Consider the following 26,534-nt stretch of genomic DNA (forward strand, 5'->3'; position numbering starts at 1 on the left):
TGCAAGGGGGCCGGGCTTTTTTTCTGGTTGCAAGGAGTAACGCATGGAGTTTCGCAAAGCGGGCAGGGCGCTGGCCTGCATGGCGGCGTTGTTGTCGCCCATGGCGATGGCGGCAGGCAAGTGCGAACGCCTGGTGGCGACCGGCAGCCCGGATGCGCCGCCCTATTCCTGGCAAGACCCGAAGGATCCCAAGCACCTGATCGGTGCCAACGTCGACCTGCTGCGCCAGGTTGCCAGCGAGCTTGGCGTGTCGGTGGAGGTGCTGCACGCTGGCAAGCGCGACCAGGCCCTGGAGGAAGTGCGCAGCGGGCGCATGGACCTGTTGATCGACACTCCGATGCAAATCGACCAGCTCAGTGCGTTGGACTATATCCACCCGCCGTTGCAGCTCAACGAGTACCTGGTCTGGACCCGGCACGACGGCAACGTGGTGTTCGATGGCCCTGCGGACCTCGCACAATACCGCGGCAGCCTCTCCGAGCGGGCTCGCCTGACCCCGGCGTTCGAGGCGTTCGCCAAGGCCCAGCTCAAGCTGGAGCCTGCGCAGAACCTGACCCAGGCCTTCCAGAAGCTGGTGCTGGGCCAGGTCGACTACGTGCTGGCCGGGCGTTACGCCGGCATGGGGATGGTCCAGGGCCTGGGCATGGGCAACGAACTGATCGCTCGCGGCCTGCCTGTGGATCGCCCAGGCCTGTACCTGGCCGTGTCGCACAACTCGGCCTGCAATGACGCCTGGCTGCGCGGACAACTGGCGAAAAAACTGACAGAATTGCCGATTTCCGGGGCGTCCCAGATTGTGCTGCAGCGTAATGTCGAACGCTGGAAGGCGCAGATGCAGGCGCCGCTGGACGCCCCCAAACAGTAGGAAGACTGCGTGAGAACCCAACCCCTGATCCTTGCCTTGGCCGTGCTCGGCCTGGCCGGCTGTGCCAATGACCCGGCGCCCAACGAACAGATGCGTCTGTCCGAGCAGGCCCTCGAGCAGGCCCGGGCCGTCGGCGCCACCGAGCAGGTGGCGGAACTGAAGCTGGCCGAAGACAAACTGGCCCGGGCCAAAAGTGACATGCTCACCGAGGACTACCGCGACGCCCGCCTGCGCGCCGAACAGGCCGAGCTGGATGCGCGCCTGGCCGAGGCACGGGTGCTGACCCAGAAAAGCGAAGAGCAACTCGATGTGCTGCAGTCGCGGGTCAAGCGCCTGCGCAAGCAACTGGAGGTGCAGCCATGATGCGCACGTCTTCGATGGCCGCACTGGCACTGCTGGCGCTGGTCGGGTTGCAGGGCTGTGCCAGCCAGCGCAGCGAATCTGCGCTGAACGAGGCCAATGCCGCCTTCCAGAAGGTCAAGGACGATTCCGATGTACTGCGCAGCGCGCCGCGGGACGTGATTCGCGCGGGTGAGTCGCTGGCTCGCGCCGAGCGCCTTTCGAGCTACATCGGCACCGGCTCCGATGTGCGTCACTACGCCTACCTGAGCAAGCGCTACAGCGAGATCGCCAGCGAGCATGCCAAGCTGGCGTTGAACCAGGAGCGCCTGGCCAAGCTGGACCTGGAGCGTCAACGCCTGCAGTTGGCCCTGCGCGAGGCCAAGCTGGCCAGCGTGCAGCAGCAAGGCAAATGGGTCGAGGCGCAGATCGCTGCGTTGACCTCCGAGCAGAGCGACCGTGGCCTGGTCATGACCCTGGGGGACGTGCTGTTCGACACCGGTCGTGCAGAGCTCAAGACATCCGCCAGCCGTACCGTGCTCAAGTTGGTCCAGTTCCTCCAGCTCAACCCGCGCCGGGTGGTGCGGGTCGAAGGCTATACCGACAGCACCGGTGCGCCCCAGGACAACCTCAAGCTGTCCCGTGACCGCGCCCAGGCGGTGGCCGATATGCTGGTGGACCTGGGTGTCGACGACAAGCGCATCCAGGTCGAAGGCTACGGGGACCAGTACCCGATCGACGCCAATGCCTCCGAACGTGGTCGGGCGCAGAACCGCCGGGTGGAAATCGTCTTCTCCGACGACAAGGGCAAGCTCGCGCCTGCGCGTTGATGCCGGCTCACTCCCTGTAGGAGCGGGCTTGCCCCACGAACAAGGGCGCAGCCCTTGCCGTGCAACTGCGATGGCAGGGGCGCCCCAATCGCGGGACAAGCCCGCTCCCACAGGGTCAGCGCTATCCGATGGTTCTATGGGTGGCGCAGGTCCGCAGCACTTCGATCCCCGATGCGTTCGTCGGCGGCTGCTTGGTTCGTTGATTCTGTAGCTATTACTCGGCTGTACGGTTGACTATTCTGCAATCTGTCCCAGTACACTTGGCAACTGTTACGGTATTCTGACTCCGCTTTGAGTCGCACAAGAACAACGAACCCGTCAGCGTTTCGAGAGCTACCATGACCAACCTGCTGCTGTACCAGCGCATTGCCCAGCAACTGGCCGATGATATCCGCCGGGGCGTCTACCAGCCCGGCGAACGCGTACCCTCGGTACGCAAGATGAGCGCCCAGCTCAACGTCAGCCATGCCACGGTACTGCAGGCGTATGCCAACCTCGAGGACCAGGGCCTGATCCGCGCGCGGCCGCAGTCAGGCTACTACGTGCACCAGACCCCCGCACTGACCGCGCAGACCCCGGAGATCGCCAGGGTCGAGCGGCCCGGGCTGGTCACCCGGGCGAGCATCATCCAGCAGGTACTGACCGAGGCGCGGCGGGACGGCGTATTCCCGTTCGGCGCGGCGGTGCCGCATGTGGACTACCTGCCGGTGCGCGCGCTGCATCAGCAATTGGCCAAGGTCACGCGCTTCCACAGCCCGCGGGCCTTCAGCTACATGTTCAGCCCCGGCTTCGAGCCGTTGCGTCGACAGATCGCCATCCGCATGCGGGATGCCGGCGTGTTGGTCGACCCGCGCGAAGTGGTGGTGACCCATGGCTGCGTCGATGCCCTGCAGATGTCGTTGCGGGTACTGACCCGCCCCGGTGATCTGATCGCGGCCGAGTCGCCCACGTATTATGGCCTGCTGCAACTGGCCGACCTGCTGGGTCTGAAGGTGATCGAAATTCCCAGCGACCCTTCCACCGGCATCAGCCTGGAAGCCCTGCAGTTGGCGGCCAACCAATGGTCGATCAAAGCGCTGGTGCTGACCCCGCGCCTGAGCAACCCCTTGGGCGGCACCATCCCGGAAGACCGGCAGAAGCAGCTGCTGCGCCTGGCATCGGACTTCGATATCCAGATCGTCGAGGATGACATCTATGGCGAGCTGATGTTCGAACAGGGGCGGACCAAGGCGCTCAAGGCCTTCGATCGGCTGGACCGGGTGATTTATTGCTCGAGCTTCTCAAAGACCCTGTCGCCTGGGGTGCGTGTGGGTTGGATGATCGCCGGCCGCTACCAGGATGAGATCCAGCGTCTGCAGACCTTCACCACCCATTCGGCCTGCAGCGTGACGCAAATGGGCGTCGCCGCCTATCTGGAGAACGGCGGCTACGACCGCCACCTGCGTTACATCCGCCAGGAATATCGCAAGAACCTCAGTGCGTATCAGCTGGCGGTGCAGCAGCACTTCCCGGAAGGCACGCAGATGACCCGGCCGACCGGCGGCTTCATCCTCTGGGTCAGCCTGCCTGGGCGGGTCAATACCCAGGAATTGCACGTGCGTGCGCTGGAGCAAGGCATCAGCATCGCGCCAGGGTTGATCTTCAGCAATACCGAGCAGTTCAACCACTGCGTGCGTCTCAACTGTGGCATTCCCTGGAACAAGGAATCCGAGCGGGCGGTGATGACCTTGGGGCTGTTGGCCCACCAATTGTGCAAGGCGTCGACCGGGTCACTGCTGTAGGCTTGCCAGCTGTCACCGGAACAGGGAGCATAGGCATCTTTCCACCATGCTCCCGATGTCCATGAAAGCGCTGCGCTCTCTTGTCCTTTTGCTGTGCCTGGCGCCCCTGTGGCTGGCCAGTGGCCTGTCCCATGCCGCCCAGTCGACCGCCCAGCCCTCGGCCCATACGCAGGCCGCTTCGCCCAAGCCGGTGCGCAAGCAGGCGGCGCACACGTCCAAGGCGGCGACCAAGGCGCCTGCCCGCGCCAAGTCGAAGTCCTCGGTCAGGACGGCGCGCAAGAAACCTCTTGCCAAGTCGGTGGCCCAGCCCCTGCCCAAGCCGAAACTGGACCTGAGCCTGCCGGCTTCGATGGTGGAGAACCTCGAGCCGGAGGTGGGTGATCCGGTCGCGCGGCGCAAACCGTTGCTGCCTTCGATGTTCCCGAGCAAGCCTGTCAGCGATGACAGCCCGTTCCAGCTCAATGGGCGGCTGATCAACAACGAGATGCAGCTGCAACTTCGCAACGACAGCCGTCATGACGTGGAAGGCGCGGCCATCGATTTCGAGTTTCGTCAGTAGCGCATGCAACTGACTGCCGGGTCACGGCACATTTCATCCGTTTCGCAATTTCAAACGTGTGTTTGAGCGGTTACTATCCAGGGACGTTCGTCCCGTTTTGCTCCTGGGAGTCCTGTTTTCATGAAATGCCGAGAGGGGTGTGGCGCCTGCTGCATTGCACCTTCGATCAGCTCGCCGATGCCGCGTATGCCCAAGGGCAAGCCGGCAGGCGAGCGCTGCCTGCACCTGACCGCGGCCAACCTCTGCGAACTGTTCGGCAAGCCTGAACGCCCGGCGGTCTGCAGTGGTTTCAAGGCCGATGTGGAGGTGTGCGGCAGCGATCGCAACGAGGCGATCAGGATTCTCGGCTGGTTGGAGCAGATGACGGCGGCGTGAAAGGTTGGATCTTCGACAACAAGGAACAAGACGATGAGATCGATCAAGCGTATTGCATTGCTGTGTGGCATGGGCGTCCTGCTGTCGCCGGCGGCCTGGGCCGAGAACTGGCAGGTGGCCAAGGACGAGGACGGCATCAAGGTTTCTCTCAGTGAAGTGCCGGGCTCGAAGTACAAGGCCTACCAGGGCGTTACCGTGGTCAAGGCGCCGCTGGCCAAGGTCAAGGCATTGCAGGAGGACGTGGCCGGCGCCTGCAAGTGGATTCACGAATGCAAGACGCAGAAGCTGCTCAAGCAGGAAGGCGACCAGAGCTGGACCTATACCCAGTTCAATACACCTTGGCCGGTCACGCCGCGCGACTCGATCCTGCACGTGACCACCACCCAGCAAGCCGATGGCAGCCTGACCCGCACGCTCGAGGGACAGCCGAAATACCTGCCTGAAGAAAAGGGTTTCGTGCGGGTGGCCCAGGTCCAGGGCTTCTGGAAGCTCGTGCCCAAGGGCGACAGCACCGAAGTGACGTACCAGGTGCATACCGAGCCTGGCGGCAGCGTGCCCTCGTGGCTGGCCAACAAGTTCGTGGTCGATGCGCCGTTCAATACGCTCAAGGGCTTGCGTACCTTGGCCGAGAAGCCTTGACGGCGCGTTGACGGCCTCCCATCGCCTGTTCTGGCCAATGGCCGGCAAGCCGACTCCCGCAAGTATGGCGGTGGCTCTGAAAACAGCGCAGGGCAGGTGGGAGCTGGCTAGCCCTCGCGCAATACTGTCAGTGGGCTGGCATTGAGTGCCCGGCGGGTCCCGACCACGCCGGCGCCACCTACCAGCAACGCACCCGCCAGCGGCAACAGCAGCAGCCAGGGGTGTGGCGTCCAGGCCAGGTCGAAGGCGTACCGGTACAGCACCCCGGTAATCACCTCGCAGCCCAGCGCCGCCAGCAATCCGCTCACCGCCCCGAGCAGGCCGAATTCGATCCGCCTCGCCTTGACCAGCAACGGCCGTGCGGCCCCCAGTGCCCGCAGCAACGCGCCTTGGCGAATGCGTTCGTCGAGCGTCGCCTGGAGCCCCGCGAACAACACCGCCAACCCGGCCGCGAGCACGAACAACAGTACATACTCCACCGCCAGGGTGACTTGGGCCAGGATGCTGCGCAGCTGCGCCAGCAAGGCATCGACCTGAAGAATCGTCACGGCTGGAAACGCCCGCGACAGGGCGACCACTTCGGCGTCATGCCCCGGTGCCAGATAGAAGCTGGTCAGGTACGTGGTGGGTAGGCCCTGCAGGGTGCCGGGCTGGAAGATCATGTAGAAGTTGGGCTGGAAGCTGTCCCAATGCACCGTGCGCAGGCTGCTGACCCGTGCCTGGCGCTGCTGGCCGCCGATATCGAAATCGAGGACATCACCGAGCTTGAGCTTGAGGCTTTCGGCCAGCTGCGCCTCCACCGAAACCCCAGGCAGCCCGTCGTTGTCCGGTGGTGCGTTCCACCAGGCCCCGGCGCTCAGGGCGTTGCCCTGGGGCAGTTCGGCAGCCCAGGTCAGGCTGAGGTCGCGTTGCACGGCGCGCTCGCCGGCGGACTCCTTGCTCACCAGCTGGCGCACTGGCTGCCCGTTGATCTGGGTCAGGCGACCTGGGATCACCGGGTACAAGGGCGCCGAGCTGGCATTGATCGCTTGCAGGCGCTGGGCGAAGGGTTCGCGTTCGCCAGGCAGGATATTCAGGGCGAAATGGTTGGGCGCATCTTTGGGCAGCTGTGCCTGCCAGGTGTCGAGCAACTCGCCGCGCAGCAGGGCGACCACGGCCATGGCCAGCAGGATCAGGCCGAAGGCCAGGGCCTGGCCTGCCGCAGCCAAGGGATGGCGCAACAACTGGCCCAGGCCCAGGCGCCAGGGCAGTGGGGCACCGGCCAGCAGGCGACGCAGGCTGCGCAGGCCGAGCAACAGCAGGCCGCCAAGCAGCAAGGCGGCAAGCAGACCGCCGCCGAGCAACGCGAAGGTCAGCAGCAGGTCGAGGCTCAAACGCCACATGATCAGGCCCAGGGCGAGCAGGGCGGCGCCGTACACCAGCCAACTGCTCGGCGGCATCGGCAACAGGTCGCGGCGCAGCACCCGCAGCGGTGGCACACGCCCAAGGGCGGCCAAGGGGGGCAGGGCGAAACCGGCCAGGGCCACCAGGCCGGTGCCGACCCCGGCCAAGGCGGGCGCGACGCCGCCGGGCGGTACGTCCCCCGGAACCAGGCCATGCAGCAGTGCGAACAGGCCCAGTTGCGCCAGCCAGCCGAGCAGGGCGCCGACCAGGGCTGCCACCAGGCCCAGCATGGCCAGTTGCAGGCAATACAGGCCCAGGGCCTGGTGGCGTGACAGCCCCAGGCAGCGCAACAGTGCGCTGGCGTCCAGGCGACGGGCGGCGTAGCGGCTGGCCGACAGGGCCACGGCAACGCCCGCCAGCAGCACCGCCACCAGGCTGGCCATGTTCAGGTAGCGCTCGGCCTTGCCCAGGGCACCGCCGATCTGCCGGTTGCCGTCGCGGGTGTCGAGCAGGCGCTGGTTGGCTGCCAGGCCTTTTTCCAGCCCTTGCCGGTACTGCATCAACGCTTGCGGTGTACCGCGCCACAGCTCGCGGTAGCTGACCCGGCTGCCGGGCTGTATCACGCCCGTCGCTTCCAGGTCGGCGATGTTCATCAGCACCCGGGGCGTCAGGCTGTAGAAGTTGCCGGCGCGGTCCGGCTCGTAGGTCAGCACCCGGGTCATGCGCAAGGTCTTGCTGCCGACATCGATGCTGTCGCCAATCGACAGCCCCAGCGCCACCAGCAGGCGCGCCTCTACCCAGGCCTCGCCGGGCGCGGGGCCGCCCCCCGGGGTTTGCGCGCCGTAGGGCGTGGCGGCACTGCGCAGTTGGCCGCGCAAGGGGTAGGCCGCGTCGGCGGCCTTGACGCTTGACAGCTCAATACCGGCGTCCGCGCCGACCACGCTGGTGAACTCCACCACCTGTGCATGTTGCAACCCAGCGGCCTTGCCTGCGGCAATCTGGTCTTCGCGCGCCGGGGAGCTGCCTTGCACGACCAGGTCGGCACCGAGGAACTCGCTGGCACGCAGTTGCATGGCGCCGTTCAGGCGCGCCCCGAAATAGCCGATGGCCGTACTGGCCGCCACGGCGACCAGCAGGGCGAAGAAGAGCACCCGCACTTCGTTGGAACGGGCATCGCGCAGCAACTGGCGCAGGGCCAGGCCGACCAGGCGGGAAAAGGACAGGCGGGTCATCAGGGCTCCAGGGGCGCCACCAGGCGGCCGGCATCCAGGCGGATCAGGCGACGGCAGCGCTGGGCCAGGCGCTCATCGTGGGTGACCAGTACCAGGGTGGTGCCGCGCTCCTTGTTCAGTTCGAACAACAGGTCGCTGATGCGTTCCCCGGTGTGGCTGTCGAGGTTGCCAGTGGGCTCGTCGGCGAACAGCACGGCCGGCTGGGCAGCGAAGGCCCGGGCGATTGCCACGCGCTGCTGCTCGCCGCCGGACAACTGCCGCGGCGTATGGCTCAGGCGCTTGCCCAGGCCAACCCGCTCCAGCAGGCTGCGGGCGTGCTCGCGGGCATCGCGGCGGCCGTCCAGCTCCAGCGGCAGCATGACATTCTCGAGCGCATTGAGGCTGTCGAGCAACTGGAACGACTGGAACACGAAGCCTACATGCTCGGCCCGTACCCTTGCGCGCTGGTCCTCGTCCAGCGCGCCCAGGTCGTGGCCGGCGAGGATGACCTTGCCGGCGCTGGGCCGGTCGAGGCCGGCGAGCAGGCCGAGCAGGGTCGACTTGCCGGAGCCCGAGGCGCCGACGATGGCCAGGCTGTCGCCTTGCTCGAGGGAGAGGGAAAGCGCGTGCAGGATGGTCAGGTCGCCTTCCGCGCTGGGGACCACTTTGCTAAGGTGCTGCGCAACGAGAATGCTGGGGCCCATGGAGAATCCGATGCGAGTGTGGTGGTTGAGTGCCGGTCTGGCCCTGTATTGCCTGGCCCAGACTGCGGCGGCGGGTACACTGCTGGTCGTCGGGGATAGTATCAGCGCCGGTTTTGGCCTGGATACCCGCCTGGGGTGGGTGGCCCTGTTGCAGCAGAAGCTCAAGGAGGAAGGGTTTGACGATCGGGTGGTCAATGCCTCGATCAGTGGCGACACCAGCGCAGGCGGCCAGGCGCGGCTGCCGGCGCTGCTTGCAGCCCACCAGCCGAGCTTGGTGGTGCTGGAGCTGGGCGGCAACGATGGGCTGCGTGGCCAGCCGCCGCAACAATTGCAACAAAATCTTGCCTCGATGATCGACCAGGCCCGCGAGGCCGGTGCCAAGGTGGTGTTGCTGGGCATGCGCCTGCCGCCCAATTATGGCGTGCGCTACACCCAGGCGTTCGCCCAGGTCTACGAGCAGCTGTCGACCCAGAAACAGGTGCCGCTGGTGCCGTTCTTCCTCGAAGGTGTTGGCGGCGTGCCGCAGATGATGCAGGCCGATGGTATCCATCCGGCCCAGGCTGCGCAGCAGCGTTTGCTGGAAAATGCCTGGCCGGCGATAAAACCGCTGTTGTGACGCTTTTATCGGGAGCGGCTTTCGGCTAATGTTGCGCCCCCCGTTTCGAGAGCCCCCGATGCCACGCCCCGCCTGGTCCTTGTATGCCTATCAACTGATCGAGCCCGATGAGCAGCTCGACCTGTTCGCCTGCCAGGAGGTTCGCGTTCACCTGGTGGCTCGCCAGCTCGAGCTGGGCGTGCCGGCCGACCGCACCTTGTGCGGCGGCCTTCTGCCTGCGCAACCGCGTTGGTCCGGGGTGGAGCGCTCGGTCTATCGCGATGGCCGCCTGTGCCCGTTGTGCCGGGCAATCCTCGATGCCCAGCGGCGCGGCATGCGCCCGGTGTGGCCGGAACTCTGAGCGCCTTCCATCATCTGAAGCGCAGACGCCTCCCGCTTGTACCGGCGCAGGTGTACAATCGATTCTCTTGACCTCTCTTTCGAAGGATTTACCGGATGTTGCCGCGCCTTCCCGCCGTCTCCCGTAGCCTCTCCCTGGCCGCCCTGCTGGTAGCGGGGCCCACCGTTGCGCTGGAGTTGCCGTTGCCACCTCCCGGTGAAGACATCGTCGGCCAGGTCCAGGTGATCAAGGCCAAGTACGAGGACACCTTTGCCGACATCGGCACTGCCAATGACCTTGGCTACACCGAGATGATCGCGGCCAACCCGGGCGTCGACCCGTGGCTGCCGGGCGCCGGCACCGAAATCATCCTGCCGACCCGCTACATCCTGCCGCCGGGCCCTCGTGAAGGTATCGTCATCAACCTGGCCGAGTACCGTCTGTACTACTACCCGAAAGGGCAGAACGTGGTGCACACCTTCCCGCTGGGTATCGGGCGCGAAGGTTGGGGGTCGCCGATCGCCAACACCAAGATCACCGCCAAGACCCCGAACCCGACCTGGACACCGCCGGCCTCGATCCGTGCCGAGCATGCCGCCGATGGTGACATCCTGCCGGCCGTGGTGCCTGCCGGGCCGGACAACCCGCTGGGGCCGTTCAAGTTCACCCTGGGCGTGCCGGGCTACCTGATCCATGGCTCGAACAAGAAGTTCGGTATCGGCATGCGTACCAGCCACGGTTGCTTCCGCATGCTCAACAACAATGTGCTGGAACTGTCCAAGATGGTGCCGGTGGGTACGCCGGTGCGTATCATCAACGAGCCCTACAAGTTCGGCATCAGTGGCGGCAAGGTCTATCTCGAGGCCCACACGCCATTGGACGATCATGGCGATCCGTCGGTGGTGGATAAACACACCGCTGTCATCAATGCCTTGCTCAAGCGTGAAGACTTGGCCAACAACCTGCGCATGAACTGGGACATGGTGCGCGATGTGGTGGCGGCCGAAGATGGCATGCCCGTGGAAATCGCTGTACCGGTCAGCGGGCAAGCGGCGCCGATGGTATCGAGCATTCCGCCGGAGCTGCAGTAACGACATTGTGTTTAACGCGGGGCCGGTCTCCGGTTAAACCCTCTCGAGCGAGGCCTGCCTTAGTGCAGGCCTTGTTCGTTTTTGCGCTGTGCTTTTCACCCGGCAATAAAAAAGCCGACCCACTAGTGGGTCGGCTCCATAACAATCCGTGAGGATTATTACTTACGGCTGGCTTTGTCCAGCATGCGCAGAGCGCGCTCGTTGGCTTCGTCAGCGGTCTGCTGAGCCTTCTGAGCGGCAGCCAGAGCGTCATCAGCCTTACGGTAGGCTTCATCGGCACGGGCTTGAGCGCGAGCTGCTGCGTCTTCGGTAGCAGTCAGGCGAGCTTCGGTTTCTTTGGAGACGCTGCTGCAACCGGTAGCCAGAACTGCGGCCAGGGCCAGAGCAGAGAATTTCAGAACGTTGTTCATCGTGTTCCCCTTCAAGGACTTTCTATTAAATAGCCATCTCTCGGAAAAGAGAAACTGGCCGGCGTACATAGTACCCATTACTTGTAGTAAGTAAACTGACTGAGCGCAAGAACTGCAAAAAAAATGTTGCCGGAGGGGAGAAGGTGACAACCTTTGTATGGCCAGTGTGAAAATTTTGCGCAGCCTTCGCAAATGATTGTGTTGCAGAAACTTTTTGTTGAACTAAAGGTGACTTTAACGGTCGACCGGCGTCTTAGGCCTACAACAAACCGGGGCCGTTGCAAAACGGCTCGAGGCACGCCTTGGGCATTTTTACCCGCTGCCACCTTGAGCAATCCGGCCTGTGGCGCCTACTATTTGTAGGTGCCCATGCTGCAGAACGATTCGGATCGCCTGGCGGTCCAAGGGGGCAGGGGTGGCGTAGAGGTTCCTCCGCCGGAAAAACCATCGGTAAAGGTAAGGGTCTGCCGACAAGACCTGCGAGGAGTAGTGATGAGTGAAGCGTTGACCATCCACCATGACCAGGCCGGTCATCAGTTCGAGACCAATGTGGACGGTCACCGGGCTTACCTGACGTACATGGACTTGGGCAAGCAGACGCTGGATATCTATCGCACCTTCGTGCCCAATGCCCTGCGTGGGCGTGGGATCGCCGCTGCCTTGACCGAAAAGGCCCTGGAATACGCCGAACAGATGGGCTACACGGTGATCCCGTCCTGCTCGTACGTGGAGCGCTACATGGAGCGCCAGCAGCGCCATTCGAGCAAGGCCTGAACCAGGTTGGTTCCACGAACATGAAAACGCCGGGCATTGCCCGGCGTTTTCGTTGCAACTAGGTGTCAGCCGCGCTGACGCTGGGGCAGGACGTCCTTGAGCTTGGCGCGCATGCTGCGCAGGGCCTTCTCGGTGGCGCTCCAGTCGATACAGGCATCGGTGATGGATACGCCGTACTGCAGTTCGCCCAGGTCCTTCGGAATCGCCTGGCAACCCCAGTTCAGGTGGCTTTCGACCATCAGGCCGATGATCGACTGGTTGCCTTCGAGGATCTGGTTGGCGACGTTCTCCATCACCAACGGCTGCAAGGCAGGGTCCTTGTTGGAGTTGGCGTGGCTGCAGTCGACCATGATGTTGGGCTTGATCTTGGCCTTGGCCAGGTCCTGTTCGCACAGGGCGACGCTGACCGAATCATAGTTCGGCTTGCCGTTGCCACCGCGCAGCACCACGTGGCCGTAGGCGTTGCCCTTGGTGGTGACAATGGACACGCCACCTTCCTGGTTGATGCCCAGGAAGCGGTGCGGCTTGGAAACCGATTGCAGGGCGTTGATGGCCACGGTCAGGCCGCCATCGGTGCCGTTCTTGAAGCCGACCGCCGAGGACAGGCCCGAGGCCATTTCCCGGTGGGTCTGGGATTCGGTGGTGCGGGCGCCGATGGCCGACCAGCTGATCAAGTCCTGCAGGTACTGCGGGGAGATCGGGTCGAGGGCTTCGGTGGCGGTCGGCAGGCCCATTTCGGCCAGGTCAAGCAGCAGCTTGCGACCGATGTGCAGGCCATCCTGGATCTTGAAGGAGTCATCCAGGTACGGGTCGTTGATCAGGCCCTTCCAGCCGACGGTGGTGCGCGGCTTCTCGAAGTACACGCGCATCACCAGGTACAAGGTGTCGGACACTTCTTCGGCCAGCACCTTCAGGCGCTCGGCATATTCATGGGCGGCCTTGATGTCATGGATGGAGCAGGGGCCAACCACGACGAACAGTCGATGGTCCTTGCCGTCGAGGATATTGCGCACCACTTCGCGGCCGGCAGTCACGGTCTGCAGGGCCTGGGCGCTGAGGGGGAGCTCCTTCTTGAGCTGATCAGGGGTGATCAAGGTCTCGTTGGAGGCAACGTTAAGGTCGTCGATCGGTAAATCAGCCATCGTGTTACTCGTCAGGTCACGGGTGCCGGCCGCCAGCCCCGTGCGGCCCAGCAGCAAGATTGTTCGCAACGGGGAGCCGAACCTTAGCGCGTTACAAGGTGGCTCGACAATGGGCTGACCCCTGTCGTCACGGGGTTTTTACCGTCAAATCGACTTTTCATCGCCAAGTGGTGCCCGACGGGCCTGCGGCGCCCCCTTCGCATCCCCGGCCCGGGCCCGCCAAGCCCGTGGCGCCAGCGCGCCGGATGGCGCGGGCGGCGTTGCATGGCGCTGCTAAGCTGAACCTTGCTCTGCCGTTGCGGCAGTCGAGGAGGTCGAATGATCCATTCCATGCTGTATGCCACCGACCTCGGGGTATACGCGCCTTTTGTCATGCAGCACGCCTTGGCCCTGGCGCGGACCTTCAACGCAGAGCTGTATGTGATTCATGCGGTCGAGCCCATGGGGCAGTTCGCTGAGTCCCTGCTGCAGAGCTACCTCGACGAGCAGACCTTGGACGCCCTGCACAGCGAAGGCGTGAATACGGTCCTGGCCAACATCGAACAGCGGGTGCTGGAGAATTTTCGCGACGAATTGGGCGAGGAGGCGGACCTGGCCTTGATCCGTGCGGTCAGGGTGCGCCAGGGCGACCCGGCCCAGGTGATCATCGAGCAGACCCGGCGGCTGAATGTCGATCTGCTGATCTTCGGCAGCCACAGCCAGGGGGCGGGGGTAGATGTACCGATTGGTCGGACGGCGGCGCGGTTGCTGCAACTGTCGCCTGTGCCCGTCTACATGGTGCCGCTGGCCCAGCATTTAGGGCGTAGGAAAGGGTGAGGACGGGGGTGGGGCGAATCCGTGGCATGTAACAAAATAGTTCTAGATTTATTTCGAGAACCACTAATATAGTTATATCTCGTCGCTGCCAGCTGCCGGTGACCTACCGCTGATCCGAGGGAAACCTATGAAGCTTCAACAACTGCGCTACATCTGGGAAGTGGCGCACCATGACCTCAACGTCTCCGCGACAGCGCAGAGCCTCTATACCTCCCAGCCCGGGATCAGCAAACAGATCCGCCTGCTCGAGGACGAGCTTGGCGTCGAAGTCTTCGCCCGCAGCGGCAAGCACCTGACCCGCGTCACGCCGGCGGGGGAACGCATCATCAACACCGCAGGCGAGATCCTGCGCAAGGTCGAGAGCATCAAGCAGATTGCCCAGGAATTCTCCAACGAGAAGAAGGGCACCCTGTCCATCGCCACCACCCACACCCAGGCGCGCTATGCGTTGCCGCCGGTGATCAGCAACTTCATCAAGCAATACCCGGAAGTGGCCCTGCACATGCACCAGGGCTCGCCGATGCAGATCGCCGAGATGGCCGCCGACGGTACCGTCGACTTCGCCATCGCCACCGAGGCGTTGGAGTTGTTCGGCGACCTGATCATGATGCCTTGCTATAAATGGAACCGTTGCGTGGTCGTGCCCCAGGGCCACCCCCTGACCAAACTGCCGAAGCTGACCCTCGAGGCGGTCGCCGAATACCCGATCGTCACTTACGTGTTCGGTTTCACCGGCCGCTCGAAGCTTGACGAAGCCTTCAACCATCGTGGCCTGACGCCCAAGGTGGTGTTCACCGCAGCCGATGCCGACGTCATCAAGACCTATGTACGCCTGGGCCTGGGTGTGGGCATCGTGGCCAAGATGGCCGTGGACACCAAGCTCGACAGCGACCTGGTGGCTTTGGATGCCAGCGAGCTGTTCGAGGCCAGCATCACCAAGATCGGTTTCCGTCGTGGCACCTTCCTGCGCGGCTTCATGTGCGACTTCATCGAGAAATTCGCTCCGCACCTGACCCGTGAGGTGATGGCCAAGGCGATCCAGTGCCATAACAAGCAGGAGCTTGAAGACCTGTTCGAAGGTGTCGAGCTGCCGGTGCACTGATCCGGAACTTTCGGGGCCGCTACGCGCCCCATCGCGGGACAAGCCCGCTCCCACAGGTATTGCGCAGTTCCTGGGCTTGGCGCAACACCGGTGGGAGCGGGCTTGTCCCGCGATGGGGCGCGTAGCGGCCCCGGTGTTCATTTCATGCCTTGCTGATCAGGTTGCCCGCGTGCAACCCGCATTCCTTCTGGGTGGACTCTTCCCACCACCAACGCCCTTCGCGCTCGTGCTGGTTCGGCAGCACAGGTCGGGTGCAGGGCTCGCAGCCGATGCTGATGAACCCGCGCTCATGCAGGCTGTTGTAGGGCAGCTCGAGCATGCGGATATAACCCCAGACTTCCTCGCTGGTCATCTGCGCCAGCGGGTTGAACTTGTACAGGGTGCGCTCGGGCGTGGAGAATGCCGAGTCCACTTCCAGCACGGCCACCTGGCTGCGGGTGCCTGGGCTCTGGTCGCGGCGCTGGCCGGTGGCCCAGGCGCTCACGGTGGCCAGCTTGCGACGCAGCGGCTCGATCTTGCGGATACCGCAGCACTCGCCGTGGCCGTCCTTGTAGAAGCTGAACAGGCCCTTTTCCTTGACGAAGGGGTCGAGCTTGTCGCGGTCGGGGCTGAGGATCTCGATCGGCAGGTTGTACTGCTCGCGCACCTGGTCGATGAAGCGGTAGGTCTCCGGGTGCAGCCGGCCGGTATCGAGGCTGAACACCTTGACCTGCTTGTTCAGCTTCCAGGCCATGTCGACCAGCACCACGTCCTCGGCGCCGCTGAACGAGATCCACAGGTCGTCACCGAAGTGTTCGAAGGCGAGCTTGAGGATGTCCTGGGGGGACTTGCTGGCATAGGTCGCGGCCAGGGCGGCGACGTCGAAGGGTTGGCTCATCAGGCGGTTTCCATCGGGTGAGTGGCGCTGCGCGCTCGTAATGGGCTGATGGTAACAAAAAATGGCTTTGGCAGTGTCTGTCCGGGCGCTATCGCCGGCAAGCCGGCTCCCACCGGTCTCGCGAGGTTTTCAGAGGCACCGTCGTACCCGTGGGAGCCGGCTTGCCGGCGATTGGACCGGGGGCGTCGAATCACAGGCGCTGCAAGGTTTCCATCAGCACCCGCACCTTGGCGATGGATTCCTCGTACTCGGCTTCCCATTCGGAATCGGCCACCACCGCGCCGCCACCCCAGCAGCTGACCTGCCCATCCTTGACCAGCAGGCTGCGGATGGCGATGGAGCTGTCCATTTCGCCGCGCACGTCCACATACAGCAGCGAACCGCAATACAGCGCGCGGCGCGTGGGCTCCAACTCGTCGATGATTTGCATGGCGCGGATCTTCGGTGCCCCGGTGATCGAGCCGCCGGGGAAGCTGTCGCCGATCAAGTCCAGAGCGTCCTTGCCGGCGGCCAGGCGGCCGGTGATGCTGCTGACCAGATGATGGACATTGGGGTAGCTCTCCAGGCTGAACAGCTCAGGCACCTTCACCGAACCGATTTCGCAGGTGCGCCCCAGGTCGTTGCGCAACAGGTCGACGATCATCAGGTTTTCCGAACGATCCTTGGGGCTTGCCTGCAGTTCGGCGGCGTTGCGCGCGTCTTCCAGCGGGTCGCGGGCCCGGGGGCGGGTGCCCTTGATCGGCCGGGTTTCGACCTGGCCCTGGCTGACCTGGATGAAGCGCTCCGGCGAAAAGCTCAGCAGCGCGCTGCCGTCGGCCAGTTGCTGGTAGCCGGAGAACGGCGTGGGGCAGGCCTTGCGCAAGGCCTGGTAGGCCCGCCACGGGTCGCCCTGGCAGGGGGCGCGAAAGCGCTGGGTCAGGTTGATCTGGTAGCAGTCACCGGCCTGGATGTACTGCTGGACCCTGTCGAACGCGCTGCGGTACTGCGCTGGCAGCAGGTCGCCGCGCATGGGCGCCAGCAAACGGAAGTCGCTGCCTTCCACGGCCTCGGGGGCCTCGAACAGCTGGACCAGGCGCTGGCGCTCGGTGCTGGCAAGGCTTGGGTGGAACACCAGTTGCGTGGTGCCGAGCGCATGATCGCTGATCAGGGCCCAGGCGTACAGGCCCAGCTGGGCGTCGGGCAGGCCGAGGTCGTCGCTGGCCAGGCTCGGCAGTTGTTCCAGGCGCCGACCGAAATCGTAGCTCAGGTAGCCGATCAGGCCGCCCGCGAAGGGCAGCTCGATGCCGCCTGGCAGCTGCGCATGGCCCAGCTGGGCCAGGGCTTCTCGCAGGCGTTGCAGGTAGGCCCGGCCGTCTTCCCTGGGCTGGGCTTGCAGATGTTGCAATGGCCAGGCGCTGAGCAGGTCGAAGCGGCCGCGCTCTGCGCCGGGGCGGGCGCTGTCGAGCAGGATCGCGCCGGGCGCCTGGCGCAGGCGGGCGAAGTAATGGGCGGGATCGGGCTGGTAGGGCAGGGGGTGGAGCGTACAGGTTGGCATCAGAGTGGGCGGCGATGACAAAGCGAGGAGGGGATTGTAGACCTGTGCGGTGGATGCGCCTAGCGCTGGGCATTACATTCAAATAGCGAGATATCCCATCGCCGGCAAGCCGGCTCCCACAGATACGGCGGTGTTTCTGAATGTGGGAGCCGGCTTGCCGGCGACAGGGCCGCGAGGCGGCCCCGGGGGTCACTGCGGATGAACGTGTCCGAACAGCCCTTGGGACACGCGCACGCGCTGCTCGGCGTCTTCCTTCACGCCATCCTTGGCCAGCGCTTCCAGGTGTGCCTCGATGGCATGGGTGCGCTGGGTCAGGCCGCAGTCGTTGGCGATCTGGATGTTCAGGCCGGGGCGGGCGTTGAGCTCGAGGATCAGCGGGCCCTTGTCCTGGTCCAGGACCATGTCCACGCCGATGTAGCCCAGGCCACACAGTTCATAGCAGCTGGCAGCCAGCTTCATGAAGCCGTCCCAGTTCGGCAACTGCACGCCATCCACCGCATTGGTGGTGTCCGGGTGCTTGCTGATGATCTTGTTCAGCCAGGTGCCGCGCAGGGTCACTCCGGTGGCCAGGTCCACACCCACGCCGATGGCGCCCTGGTGCAGGTTGGCCTTGCCGCCGGACTGGCGCGTCGGCAGGCGCAGCATGGCCATCACCGGGTAGCCCATCAGCACGATGATGCGGATGTCCGGCACGCCTTCGTAGCTGATGCTCTTGAAGATCTGGTCCGGGGTCACCCGGTACTCGATGAGCGCGCGGTCGCGGTGCCCGCCCAACGAGTACAGGCCGGTCAGGATGCTCGAGATCTGGTGCTCGATCTCCTCGTGGCTGATGATCTTGCCCGAGACGGTACGGTAACGGTCCTCGAAGCGGTCGGCGATGACCATGATGCCGTCACCGCCAGCCCCCTGGGCCGGCTTGATGACGAAATCGTTACGCCCGCCGATGATCTGCTCGAGCTTGTCGATTTCCTTCTCGGTCTCGATGATGCCGTACATCTCCGGCACATGGATGCCGGCCTTGAGCGCACGCTCCTTGGTGATGATCTTGTCGTCGACGATCGGGTACAGGTGGCGCTTGTTGTACTTCAGGACGTAGTCCGCATTGCGCCGATTGATACCCATGATGCCCCGGGCCTCCAGGGCTTTCCAGGTCTTGATCAGTCCGAACATCAAGCGTCAGCCTTCACGAAAGCCTTGAAGCGAACGAGCTCGGTCAGGCGGTAGCCGCGGTAGCGACCCATCGCCAGCATGAAGCCCACCAGGATCAGCAGTACGGCAGGGAAGGTGAAGACGAAGTACACCAGTTCCGGCACGCTCATCAGCAGGTGTGCGATGGACGCGGCGAACAGCGTGCCGATGGCCACCTTCATGGCATGGCCGCCGCCACGCTCTTCCCAGGTGATCGACAGACGCTCGATGGTCATGGTCAGGATCACCATCGGGAACAGGGCCACCGACAGGCCGCGCTCCAGGCCCAGCTTGTGGCTGAACAGGCTGATGGCAGCGATCAGTACCACCACGAAGGTCAGCACCACCGACAGGCGCGGCAGCATCTGCAGCTTCAGGTGTTCAAGGTATGAGCGCAGCGACAGGCCCAGGGCCGTGATCACCGTGAACAGCACGATACCGAAGCCCAGCTGGGTTTCACGGAAGGCCAGGGCGACCAGTACCGGGGTGAAGGTGCCGAGGGTCTGCAGCCCGATCAGGTTGCGCAGCACCAGGATGACCAATACGCCGATCGGGATCATCACCATGATCATGAAGGTCTGCTGGGTCTGCAGGGGCAGGCCGTACAGCGAATATTCGAGGAAGTCGGCGTCGGTGTTCTCGTCGGTCAGCTTGGCCAGGCGGATGGCATTCATCTCGCTGTTGTTCATGCTGAAGGTGACATTGGCCTTCTTGCCGCCATCGACGGTGATCAGATTGTCATCGCCGGTCCACCACAGCAGGCGGTCGCTGGGCAGGCCCTGTTCGCCAGTGTCCGGGTTGAAGTACAGCCAGTCGTTGCCGTTGAAGCTGCGCAGCCACAGTTCAGGCGTTTGCGGGGTGTCGGCGACCAGGCGGATGGTGTGGACCTTTTCCATCGGCACGTGGGCGATCGACAGCAGCAGGTCGATGACCTGGGCCTTCTTCATGGACGAGGTGTCGCCGGCCAGCAGCAGCTTGACGTTGTCGTCGTTGAGGTTGTTGACCCGCTTGATGGTCTCGCTGACGAAGGTTTCGACGTCTGCCGAGTGCTGGCGGATCGGGGCCATCAGGGCTTCGGCGGCGATCTTCTCGGGGCCTTCCAGGGCCAGGCTGTCGCGGAAGGTCGGCCCTTTGACCGTGGCCTTCTCGCTGCTGTAGCGCTTGGTCAGCACCAGGCGGTAGTAGAGCGTCTGGTTGCCGCTGGCGCGGCGTGCCGACCAGGTCACCTTGCGGTTGCCGTCGGCCCGGTTGACGCTCACCCCGTAGTTGTTGGAGATGAAGCTCTCGTTGAGGCTCACGTAGTCACGGTTCAGCGGTGGCACGAACATCTGCACCTTGACCGGGTCCTTCGGGTTGGCGACGAATTCGACCTTGGCGTCGATGTTCCACAGGTCGTCGGTCGCATCTTCGGTCACCGGGATGCCGAGGATGAAGATCTGGTAGGCCGTGACCAGCACGCCCAGGAGCACCAGTACGGTGATCAGGACTTTCAGGTGAAGGGTAAGAGAGCGCATCGGGTTTACTCTGCGGTGGGAGCTTTGGTGGCGCAGGCGGGTTTGCCGGCCGCGTATTTAAGGCTTGGATCGACCAGGGCGTCAAAATGCTTGAGCGCCTCGGAGCCGATCAACAGCGGGAACTGGAAGGCGCTGCGGTCGGTGAGGTTGACCTCGATGGTGCGCAGTGCCTGGCCCATGCAGATGTCCAGTTCGATGACCGGGCGGGCCGTGTAGGCCTTGCCCTCGTCAGGATTGTAGTCACCGGCGCGCCGCTTGATCTTGCTGACGCGGGCCAGTGGCCGTTCGATCGGGTGCGAATGGGCGGCGTCGATGGCCAGATAAAAACGTACCCAGCTTTCGCCGTTGCGCTTGAAGCGCTTGATGTCGCGTGCGCTCAGCGACGCGGTCTTGGCACCGGTGTCGAGCTTGGCCGCCACTTCCAGGTCGAGGTCGGAAAGGCGGGCGTATTCGTTCAGACCGTAGACGGTCTTTTCCGCCGCCTGGCCAAGGGCCGGCAGCAGGGCGAGGCAGAACAGCAATGAAGCGGGTGTAAGTCTCATAAATCCTGGCGCGGTGCTGTGCGGGTTCGGGGCAAGGCGACTGGCAAGTACTGCGCAAGCATCCTCGTTCATCTGTCAACACCCCAGGGGGTGGCAGACACACTATCCATACTCCCTTGGGAAGCGCGGCATTCTATCACGCCAACGTTTCGACGCCAGCGCGCCGCGATCTGACAGCGAGCGGGCTGTTTAAGTTCGTTCTTAGACAATTGTCGACAATATTGATTTTGTCTTTGACTAAGACCCTGCATTTAGCTAGATTTTGCGCTATCGAAACGTAAGGTGTCGACAATCATGCGGGATGCCACTCAGGCAGTACTGCCCACGTCGGATGATTCCGAAACGCTATCGGAGAACGTCTTCCGGCGTATCCAGGCGGCGATCGTCAAGGGTGAGATCGCCCCGGGCAGCAAGATCTCCGAACCGGAGCTGGCCCGTACCTACGGTATCAGCCGTGGTCCGTTGCGCGAGGCCATTCATCGCCTGGAAGGCCAGCGCCTGCTGGTGCGGGTGCCCCATGTCGGTGCTCGGGTGGTGTCGCTCAACCATGCCGAGCTGATCGAGTTGTACGAAATCCGCGAATCCCTCGAAGGCATGGCCTGCCGCCTGGCCGCCGAGCGCATGAGCCTGGCCGACATCGACGAGCTGCGCCGGGTGCTCGAGACCCACGAGCGCGACGCCGCCTTCCAGGCCGGTGTTGGCTACTACCAGCAGGAAGGCGATTTCGACTTCCACTACCGGATCATCCAGGGCAGCGGCAACCAGACCCTGGTCAAGATGCTCTGCGGCGAGCTGTACCAGCTGGTGCGCATGTACCGCATCCAGTTTTCCGCCACGCCCAACCGCCCGCACCAGGCCTTCGCCGAGCATCACCGCATTCTCGACGCCATCGCCGACCGTGACGGCGAGCTGGCCGAACTCCTGATGCGTCGCCACATCGGCGCGTCCAAACGCAACATCGAGCGCCACTACCAAGGCGTCGACAACAATAGCCCACGAGGTGAGTCATGACTTTGAAGAGCACGCCCGGCCAGCGTTTCCGTGACGCGGTTGCCGCCGAACATCCGTTGCAGGTGGTCGGCACCATCAATGCCAACCACGCCCTGCTGGCCAAACGCGCCGGTTTCAAGGCCATCTACCTCTCCGGTGGCGGTGTCGCGGCCGGCTCCCTGGGCCTGCCAGACCTGGGCATCAGTGGCCTGGATGACGTGCTGACCGACGTGCGCCGCATCACTGACGTGTGCGACCTGCCGCTGCTGGTGGACGTGGACACCGGCTTCGGTGCCTCGGCCTTCAACGTGGCGCGTACCGTGCGCTCGATGTGCAAGTTCGGCGCCGCCGCCATCCACATCGAAGACCAGGTCGGCGCCAAGCGCTGCGGCCACCGCCCGAACAAGGAGATCGTCTCCCAGCAGGAGATGGTCGACCGCATCAAGGCTGCGGTGGATGCCCGTACCGACGACAGCTTCGTGATCATGGCGCGCACCGATGCCCTGGCCGTCGAAGGCCTGAATGCTGCTCTGGACCGCGCTGCCGCATGTATCGAAGCGGGTGCCGACATGATCTTCCCGGAAGCGATCACCGAGCTTTCGATGTACAAGACCTTCGCCGATCGGGTGAAGGCACCGATCCTGGCCAACATCACCGAGTTCGGCGCGACCCCGCTGTACACCACCGAAGAGTTGGCCTCGGTCGACGTCTCGCTGGTGCTGTACCCGCTGTCGGCCTTCCGCGCCATGAACAAGGCTGCCGAGAATGTCTACACCGCGCTGCGCCGCGACGGCACCCAGAAGAACGTGATCGATACCATGCAGACCCGCATGGAGCTCTACGATGCCATCGGCTACCACGCCTTCGAGCAGAGCCTCGATGCGTTGTTCGCCCAGAAGAAAGGTTGAGCCTGTGTTGGCCCTGTCGCCGGCAAGCCAGCGATAGGGCCGGACCATCCACCCCGGGTTTAGCCAGCAAGATTCGATAACAAATTCAAGAAAGGAGAACACACCATGGCCGAAGCAAAAGTACTCAGTGGCGCGGGCCTGCGTGGCCAGGTAGCCGGGCAGACCGCGCTGTCGACCGTGGGCCAGGCCGGTGCCGGCCTGACCTATCGTGGCTACGACGTCCGCGACCTGGCGGCCGGTGCCGAATTCGAGGAAGTGGCCTACCTGCTGTTGTACGGCGAGCTGCCGAGCCAGGCCGAGCTGGACGACTACAAGCGCAAGCTCAAGGGCCTGCGCGACCTGCCCCAGGCGCTCAAGGAAGTGCTCGAGCGCATCCCGCGCGACGCCCACCCGATGGATGTGATGCGCACCGGTTGTTCGGTGCTCGGCACCCTGGAGCCGGAGCTGACCTTCGAGCAGCAGCGTGAGAAGACCGACCGCCTGTTGGCCGTGTTCCCGGCGATCATGTGCTACTGGTACCGCTTCACCCACCACGGTGTGCGCATCGACTGCACCAGCGACGAAGACACCCTAGGTGGCCATTTCCTGCACCTGTTGCACGGCAAGAAGCCGAGCGAGCTGCACGTCAAGGTGATGAACGTCTCGCTGATCCTCTACGCCGAGCACGAATTCAACGCCTCGACCTTCACCGCCCGAGTCTGCGCCTCGACCCTGTCGGACCTGTACTCGTGCATCACCGCCGCCATCGGCTCGCTGCGCGGCCCGCTGCACGGCGGCGCCAACGAGGCGGCCATGGAATTGATCGAGCGCTTCCAGAGCCCGCAGGAGGCCGTGGCCGAGCTGCTGCGCATGCTTGAGCGCAAGGACAAGATCATGGGCTTCGGCCACGCGATCTACAAGGAGTCCGACCCGCGCAACGAGGTGATCAAGGGCTGGTCCAAGCAGTTGGCCGACCAAGTGGGCGACAAGGTCCTGTACCCGGTCTCCGAGGCCATCGACAAGACCATGTGGGAGCAGAAGCGCCTGTTCCCCAACGCCGACTTCTACCATGCCTCGGCGTACCACTTCATGGGCATCCCGACCAAGCTGTTCACCCCGATCTTCGTCTGCTCGCGCCTGACTGGCTGGGCCGCGCATGTCTTCGAGCAGCGTGCCAACAACCGCATCATCCGCCCGAGCGCCGAATATGTCGGCGTCGAGCAGCGCAAGTTCGTGCCGATCGAGCAGCGCTGAGCTGAAACCGCAGGGGCTGCCTTGCAGCCCTTTCGCGGCACAAGGCCGCTCCTACAAGGACGGCGCAATACCTGTAGGAGCGGCCTTGTGCCGCGAAAGGGGCGCGTAGCGTCCCCGTGGCCAGACCTGCATATCGAACACCGTGACCGAGCCTGATAACGATATGAACACTGCATTCCGCAAGCCCCTGCCAGGCACCGGCCTGGACTACTTCGATGCCCGCGCGGCGGTCGAGGCGATCAAGCCCGGCGCGTACGACGGGTTGCCCTATACGTCCCGCGTGCTGGCCGAGAACCTGGTGCGCCGTTGCGACCCGGCCACCCTCGATGCGTCCCTCGGGCAACTGATCGAGCGCAAGCGCGACCTCGACTTCCCCTGGTTCCCGGCGCGCGTGGTGTGCCATGACATCCTCGGCCAGACCGCCCTGGTGGACCTGGCCGGTCTGCGCGATGCCATCGCCGACAAGGGCGGCGACCCGGCCCAGGTCAACCCGGTGGTGCCGGTCCAGTTGATCGTCGACCACTCTCTGGCCGTGGAATGCGGCGGCTTCGACCCACAGGCCTTCGAGAAGAACCGCGCCATCGAGGACCGTCGCAACGAAGACCGCTTCCACTTCATCAACTGGACCAAGAAGGCGTTCAAGAATGTCGATGTGATCCAGCCGGGCAACGGCATCATGCACCAGATCAACCTGGAGAAGATGTCGCCGGTGGTCCACAGCGACCGTGGCGTGGCCTACCCGGACACCTGCGTCGGCACCGACAGCCACACCCCGCACGTCGATGCGCTGGGCGTGATCGCCATCGGCGTCGGCGGGCTGGAGGCCGAGAACGTCATGCTCGGCCGCGCCTCGTGGATGCGTCTGCCGGAAATCGTCGGCGTCGAGCTGACCGGAAAGCTGCAGCCGAACATCACGGCCACCGACCTGGTTTTGGCCCTGACCGAGTTCCTGCGCAAGCAGAAGGTGGTCGGCGCGTACCTCGAGTTCTACGGTGAAGGTGCTCGCGCCTTGACCCTGGGCGACCGCGCCACCATCTCCAACATGGCCCCCGAATACGGCGCCACTGCGGCGATGTTCGCCATCGACCAGCAGACCATCGACTACCTCAAGCTGACCGGCCGCGAAGAGCAGCAGGTCAAGCTGGTGGAAACCTATGCCAAAGCCACGGGCCTGTGGGCCGACAGCCTGGGCCAGGCCGAGTACGAGCGCGTGCTGCGCTTCGACCTCTCCAGTGTGGTGCGCAACATGGCCGGCCCGTCCAACCCGCACGCCCGTGTCGCCACCAGCGACCTGGCTGCCAAGGGCATTGCCGGTGCCTGGGAAGAAGTGCCCGGCCAGATGCCGGACGGCGCGGTGATCATCGCCGCCATCACCAGTTGCACCAACACCAGCAACCCGCGCAACGTGATCGCGGCAGGCCTGCTGGCGCGCAACGCCAACAAGCTGGGCCTGGCGCGCAAGCCTTGGGTGAAATCCTCCCTGGCGCCTGGCTCCAAGGCCGTGCAGCTGTACCTGGAAGAAGCGGGGCTGGAAAAAGAACTGGAGCGACTGGGCTTTGGCATCGTCGCCTTCGCCTGCACCACCTGCAACGGTATGTCCGGCGCGCTCGACCCGAAGATCCAGCAGGAAATCATCGACCGCGACCTGTATGCCACCGCCGTGCTGTCGGGCAACCGCAACTTCGACGGGCGCATCCACCCGTACGCCAAGCAGGCCTTCCTCGCGTCGCCACCACTGGTGGTGGCCTATGCCATTGCCGGCACCATCCGCTTCGACATCGAGAAGGATGTGCTGGGCGTGGTGGATGGCAAGGAAATCCGCCTCAAGGACATCTGGCCGAGCGATGAAGAGATCGACGCGGTGGTGCGTGCGGCGGTCAAGCCCGAGCAGTTCCGCAAGGTCTACATCCCAATGTTCGCCATCGAGGAGGACAAGGGGCCGAAGGTGGCGCCGCTGTACGAATGGCGCCCGATGAGCACCTACATCCGCCGCCCACCCTACTGGGAAGGGGCCCTGGCCGGTGAGCGTACCCTGCGCGGCATGCGCCCGCTGGCGGTACTGCCGGACAATATCACCACCGACCACCTGTCACCTTCGAACGCGATCATGGCCAACAGTGCCGCAGGGGAATACTTGGCGAAGATGGGCCTGCCGGAGGAGGACTTCAACTCCTATGCGACCCACCGTGGCGACCACCTGACCGCCCAGCGCGCGACCTTCGCCAACCCCAAGCTGTTCAACGAGATGGTGCGCAACGAAGACGGCAGCGTGAAGCAGGGTTCGCTGGCGCGCATCGAGCCGGAAGGCAAGGTGACGCGCATGTGGGAAGCGATCGAGACCTACATGCAGCGCAAGCAGCCGCTGATCATCGTTGCGGGTGCCGACTACGGCCAGGGTTCGTCCCGTGACTGGGCGGCCAAGGGCGTGCGCCTGGCGGGTGTCGAAGCGATCGTCGCCGAAGGCTTCGAGCGCATCCACCGCACCAACCTGGTGGGCATGGGGGTGTTGCCGCTGGAGTTCCAGCCAGGCACCAACCGCAAGACCCTGGACCTTGACGGCAGCGAGACCTACGACGTGCTGGGTGCGCGCACGCCGCGGGCGACCCTGACGCTGGTCATCACCCGGCGCAATGGCGAGCGGGTCGAGGTGCCGGTGACCTGCCGCCTGGATACTGCCGAAGAAGTGTCGATCTACGAGGCGGGCGGGGTGCTGCAGCGCTTTGCCCAGGATTTCCTCGAAGGCACTGCCTGAGTGAGCGGGGCCGCTTTGCGGCCCTTTCGCGGCACGAGGC

At 64.3% G+C, this 26,534-nt stretch carries 26 protein-coding genes; 17 read left to right on the plus strand and 9 right to left on the minus strand.

Annotated features, from left to right (window positions below; all coding sequences use genetic code 11):
- Positions 1-43: 43 nt before the first annotated feature.
- The 7 genes from AC1MHZ_RS08330 (at position 44) to AC1MHZ_RS08360 (ending at position 5,388) form a co-directional block, all read left to right on the plus strand.
- Positions 44-865: a substrate-binding periplasmic protein gene (locus tag AC1MHZ_RS08330; RefSeq protein ID WP_482966248.1), complete on the plus strand. Its 822-nt coding sequence runs from the start codon at positions 44-46 to the stop codon at positions 863-865.
- Positions 866-874: 9 nt separating this feature from the next.
- The gene (locus AC1MHZ_RS08335; RefSeq protein WP_084854763.1) at positions 875-1,228 is read left to right on the plus strand and encodes a DUF4398 domain-containing protein; all 354 of its coding nucleotides are present in this window, start codon (positions 875-877) and stop codon (positions 1,226-1,228) included.
- Positions 1,225-2,034, plus strand: coding sequence for an OmpA family protein (locus AC1MHZ_RS08340; protein WP_084854762.1), 810 nt, complete (start codon positions 1,225-1,227; stop codon positions 2,032-2,034). The genes AC1MHZ_RS08335 and AC1MHZ_RS08340 overlap by 4 nt, the downstream gene beginning before the upstream one ends.
- Before the next feature lie 338 nt (positions 2,035-2,372).
- Positions 2,373-3,815, plus strand: a complete 1,443-nt coding sequence (locus AC1MHZ_RS08345) for an aminotransferase-like domain-containing protein (protein ID WP_084854761.1) — start codon at positions 2,373-2,375, stop codon at positions 3,813-3,815.
- A gap of 61 nt (positions 3,816-3,876) precedes the next feature.
- Positions 3,877-4,374 carry a hypothetical protein gene (locus AC1MHZ_RS08350; protein ID WP_482966249.1) on the plus strand — a complete coding sequence of 166 codons (498 nt, stop codon included), beginning with the start codon at positions 3,877-3,879 and terminating at the stop codon, positions 4,372-4,374.
- Between the two features lie 120 nt (positions 4,375-4,494).
- A complete protein-coding gene (locus tag AC1MHZ_RS08355) occupies positions 4,495-4,749 on the plus strand; it encodes a YkgJ family cysteine cluster protein (RefSeq protein ID WP_482966250.1) in 255 nt (84 codons plus the stop codon).
- A gap of 33 nt (positions 4,750-4,782) precedes the next feature.
- Positions 4,783-5,388, plus strand: a complete 606-nt coding sequence (locus AC1MHZ_RS08360) for an START domain-containing protein (RefSeq protein ID WP_084854758.1) — start codon at positions 4,783-4,785, stop codon at positions 5,386-5,388.
- A gap of 107 nt (positions 5,389-5,495) precedes the next feature.
- Here AC1MHZ_RS08360 and AC1MHZ_RS08365 read toward each other — a convergent pair whose 3' ends face one another.
- Both AC1MHZ_RS08365 and AC1MHZ_RS08370 read right to left on the minus strand, forming a co-directional pair.
- Positions 5,496-8,003, minus strand: a complete 2,508-nt coding sequence (locus AC1MHZ_RS08365; protein ID WP_482966251.1) for an ABC transporter permease — start codon at positions 8,001-8,003, stop codon at positions 5,496-5,498.
- On the minus strand, positions 8,003-8,686 hold the full coding sequence (locus AC1MHZ_RS08370) for an ABC transporter ATP-binding protein (protein WP_324817483.1): 684 nt from the start codon (positions 8,684-8,686) through the stop codon (positions 8,003-8,005). Before AC1MHZ_RS08370 ends, AC1MHZ_RS08365 begins: the two co-directional genes overlap by 1 nt.
- Positions 8,687-8,696: 10 nt before the next feature.
- On the opposite strand from AC1MHZ_RS08370, the gene AC1MHZ_RS08375 reads away from it, so the two are divergent.
- From AC1MHZ_RS08375 to AC1MHZ_RS08385, 3 genes are all read left to right on the plus strand, one after another.
- A complete protein-coding gene (locus tag AC1MHZ_RS08375; protein ID WP_084854755.1) occupies positions 8,697-9,302 on the plus strand; it encodes an arylesterase in 606 nt (201 codons plus the stop codon).
- A gap of 58 nt (positions 9,303-9,360) precedes the next feature.
- A complete protein-coding gene (locus AC1MHZ_RS08380) occupies positions 9,361-9,642 on the plus strand; it encodes a hypothetical protein (RefSeq protein ID WP_084854754.1) in 282 nt (93 codons plus the stop codon).
- Between the two features lie 95 nt (positions 9,643-9,737).
- A complete protein-coding gene (locus tag AC1MHZ_RS08385) occupies positions 9,738-10,712 on the plus strand; it encodes a L,D-transpeptidase family protein (RefSeq protein ID WP_084854753.1) in 975 nt (324 codons plus the stop codon).
- Between the two features lie 158 nt (positions 10,713-10,870).
- Here AC1MHZ_RS08385 and oprI read toward each other — a convergent pair whose 3' ends face one another.
- The gene (oprI, locus tag AC1MHZ_RS08390) at positions 10,871-11,122 is read right to left on the minus strand and encodes an outer membrane lipoprotei OprI (RefSeq protein WP_003259780.1); all 252 of its coding nucleotides are present in this window, start codon (positions 11,120-11,122) and stop codon (positions 10,871-10,873) included.
- 492 nt (positions 11,123-11,614) lie between these two features.
- On the opposite strand from oprI, the gene AC1MHZ_RS08395 reads away from it, so the two are divergent.
- A complete protein-coding gene (locus AC1MHZ_RS08395; protein ID WP_084854752.1) occupies positions 11,615-11,896 on the plus strand; it encodes a GNAT family N-acetyltransferase in 282 nt (93 codons plus the stop codon).
- Between the two features lie 65 nt (positions 11,897-11,961).
- Here the strand turns inward: AC1MHZ_RS08395 and AC1MHZ_RS08400 are convergent, their stop codons facing one another.
- Entirely contained in the window at positions 11,962-13,038 is a 1,077-nt protein-coding gene (locus AC1MHZ_RS08400; protein ID WP_084854751.1) for a 3-deoxy-7-phosphoheptulonate synthase, read from the minus strand.
- 318 nt (positions 13,039-13,356) lie between these two features.
- On the opposite strand from AC1MHZ_RS08400, the gene AC1MHZ_RS08405 reads away from it, so the two are divergent.
- Positions 13,357-13,854, plus strand: coding sequence for a universal stress protein (locus AC1MHZ_RS08405; RefSeq protein WP_084854750.1), 498 nt, complete (start codon positions 13,357-13,359; stop codon positions 13,852-13,854).
- 127 nt (positions 13,855-13,981) lie between these two features.
- Complete coding sequence (gene cysB / locus AC1MHZ_RS08410) at positions 13,982-14,956, plus strand: HTH-type transcriptional regulator CysB (protein ID WP_084854749.1); 975 nt, start codon at positions 13,982-13,984, stop codon at positions 14,954-14,956.
- Between the two features lie 142 nt (positions 14,957-15,098).
- Here cysB and AC1MHZ_RS08415 read toward each other — a convergent pair whose 3' ends face one another.
- The 5 genes from AC1MHZ_RS08415 to rloA all read right to left on the minus strand — a co-directional run bounded on the left by AC1MHZ_RS08415 (position 15,099) and on the right by rloA (position 20,611).
- Positions 15,099-15,833, minus strand: a complete 735-nt coding sequence (locus tag AC1MHZ_RS08415; RefSeq protein ID WP_084854748.1) for a phosphoadenylyl-sulfate reductase — start codon at positions 15,831-15,833, stop codon at positions 15,099-15,101.
- A gap of 190 nt (positions 15,834-16,023) precedes the next feature.
- Entirely contained in the window at positions 16,024-17,367 is a 1,344-nt protein-coding gene (gene pabB, locus AC1MHZ_RS08420; protein WP_084854747.1) for an aminodeoxychorismate synthase component I, read from the minus strand.
- Positions 17,368-17,556: 189 nt separating this feature from the next.
- Positions 17,557-18,537 carry an alpha-L-glutamate ligase-like protein gene (locus AC1MHZ_RS08425; RefSeq protein ID WP_084855442.1) on the minus strand — a complete coding sequence of 327 codons (981 nt, stop codon included), beginning with the start codon at positions 18,535-18,537 and terminating at the stop codon, positions 17,557-17,559.
- Positions 18,537-20,069: an osmotic stress tolerance membrane protein RloB gene (rloB, locus tag AC1MHZ_RS08430; RefSeq protein WP_084855441.1), complete on the minus strand. Its 1,533-nt coding sequence runs from the start codon at positions 20,067-20,069 to the stop codon at positions 18,537-18,539. Before rloB ends, AC1MHZ_RS08425 begins: the two co-directional genes overlap by 1 nt.
- A gap of 5 nt (positions 20,070-20,074) precedes the next feature.
- Positions 20,075-20,611 carry a retropepsin-like aspartic peptidase RloA gene (gene rloA, locus AC1MHZ_RS08435; protein ID WP_084855440.1) on the minus strand — a complete coding sequence of 179 codons (537 nt, stop codon included), beginning with the start codon at positions 20,609-20,611 and terminating at the stop codon, positions 20,075-20,077.
- A gap of 294 nt (positions 20,612-20,905) precedes the next feature.
- On the opposite strand from rloA, the gene AC1MHZ_RS08440 reads away from it, so the two are divergent.
- The 4 genes from AC1MHZ_RS08440 (at position 20,906) to acnD (ending at position 26,494) form a co-directional block, all read left to right on the plus strand.
- Positions 20,906-21,622 (plus strand): GntR family transcriptional regulator, encoded by a 717-nt coding sequence (locus tag AC1MHZ_RS08440; RefSeq protein WP_084855439.1) that lies wholly within the window; start codon positions 20,906-20,908, stop codon positions 21,620-21,622.
- Positions 21,619-22,509 carry a methylisocitrate lyase gene (gene prpB / locus AC1MHZ_RS08445; RefSeq protein ID WP_084855438.1) on the plus strand — a complete coding sequence of 297 codons (891 nt, stop codon included), beginning with the start codon at positions 21,619-21,621 and terminating at the stop codon, positions 22,507-22,509. The genes AC1MHZ_RS08440 and prpB overlap by 4 nt, the downstream gene beginning before the upstream one ends.
- A gap of 105 nt (positions 22,510-22,614) precedes the next feature.
- Positions 22,615-23,742, plus strand: coding sequence for a bifunctional 2-methylcitrate synthase/citrate synthase (gene prpC, locus AC1MHZ_RS08450; RefSeq protein ID WP_084855437.1), 1,128 nt, complete (start codon positions 22,615-22,617; stop codon positions 23,740-23,742).
- 163 nt (positions 23,743-23,905) lie between these two features.
- Positions 23,906-26,494: a Fe/S-dependent 2-methylisocitrate dehydratase AcnD gene (gene acnD / locus AC1MHZ_RS08455; protein ID WP_368829842.1), complete on the plus strand. Its 2,589-nt coding sequence runs from the start codon at positions 23,906-23,908 to the stop codon at positions 26,492-26,494.
- The last annotated feature ends 40 nt before the right edge of the window (positions 26,495-26,534 follow it).

The organism is Pseudomonas sp. FA-1, assembly GCF_056856075.1.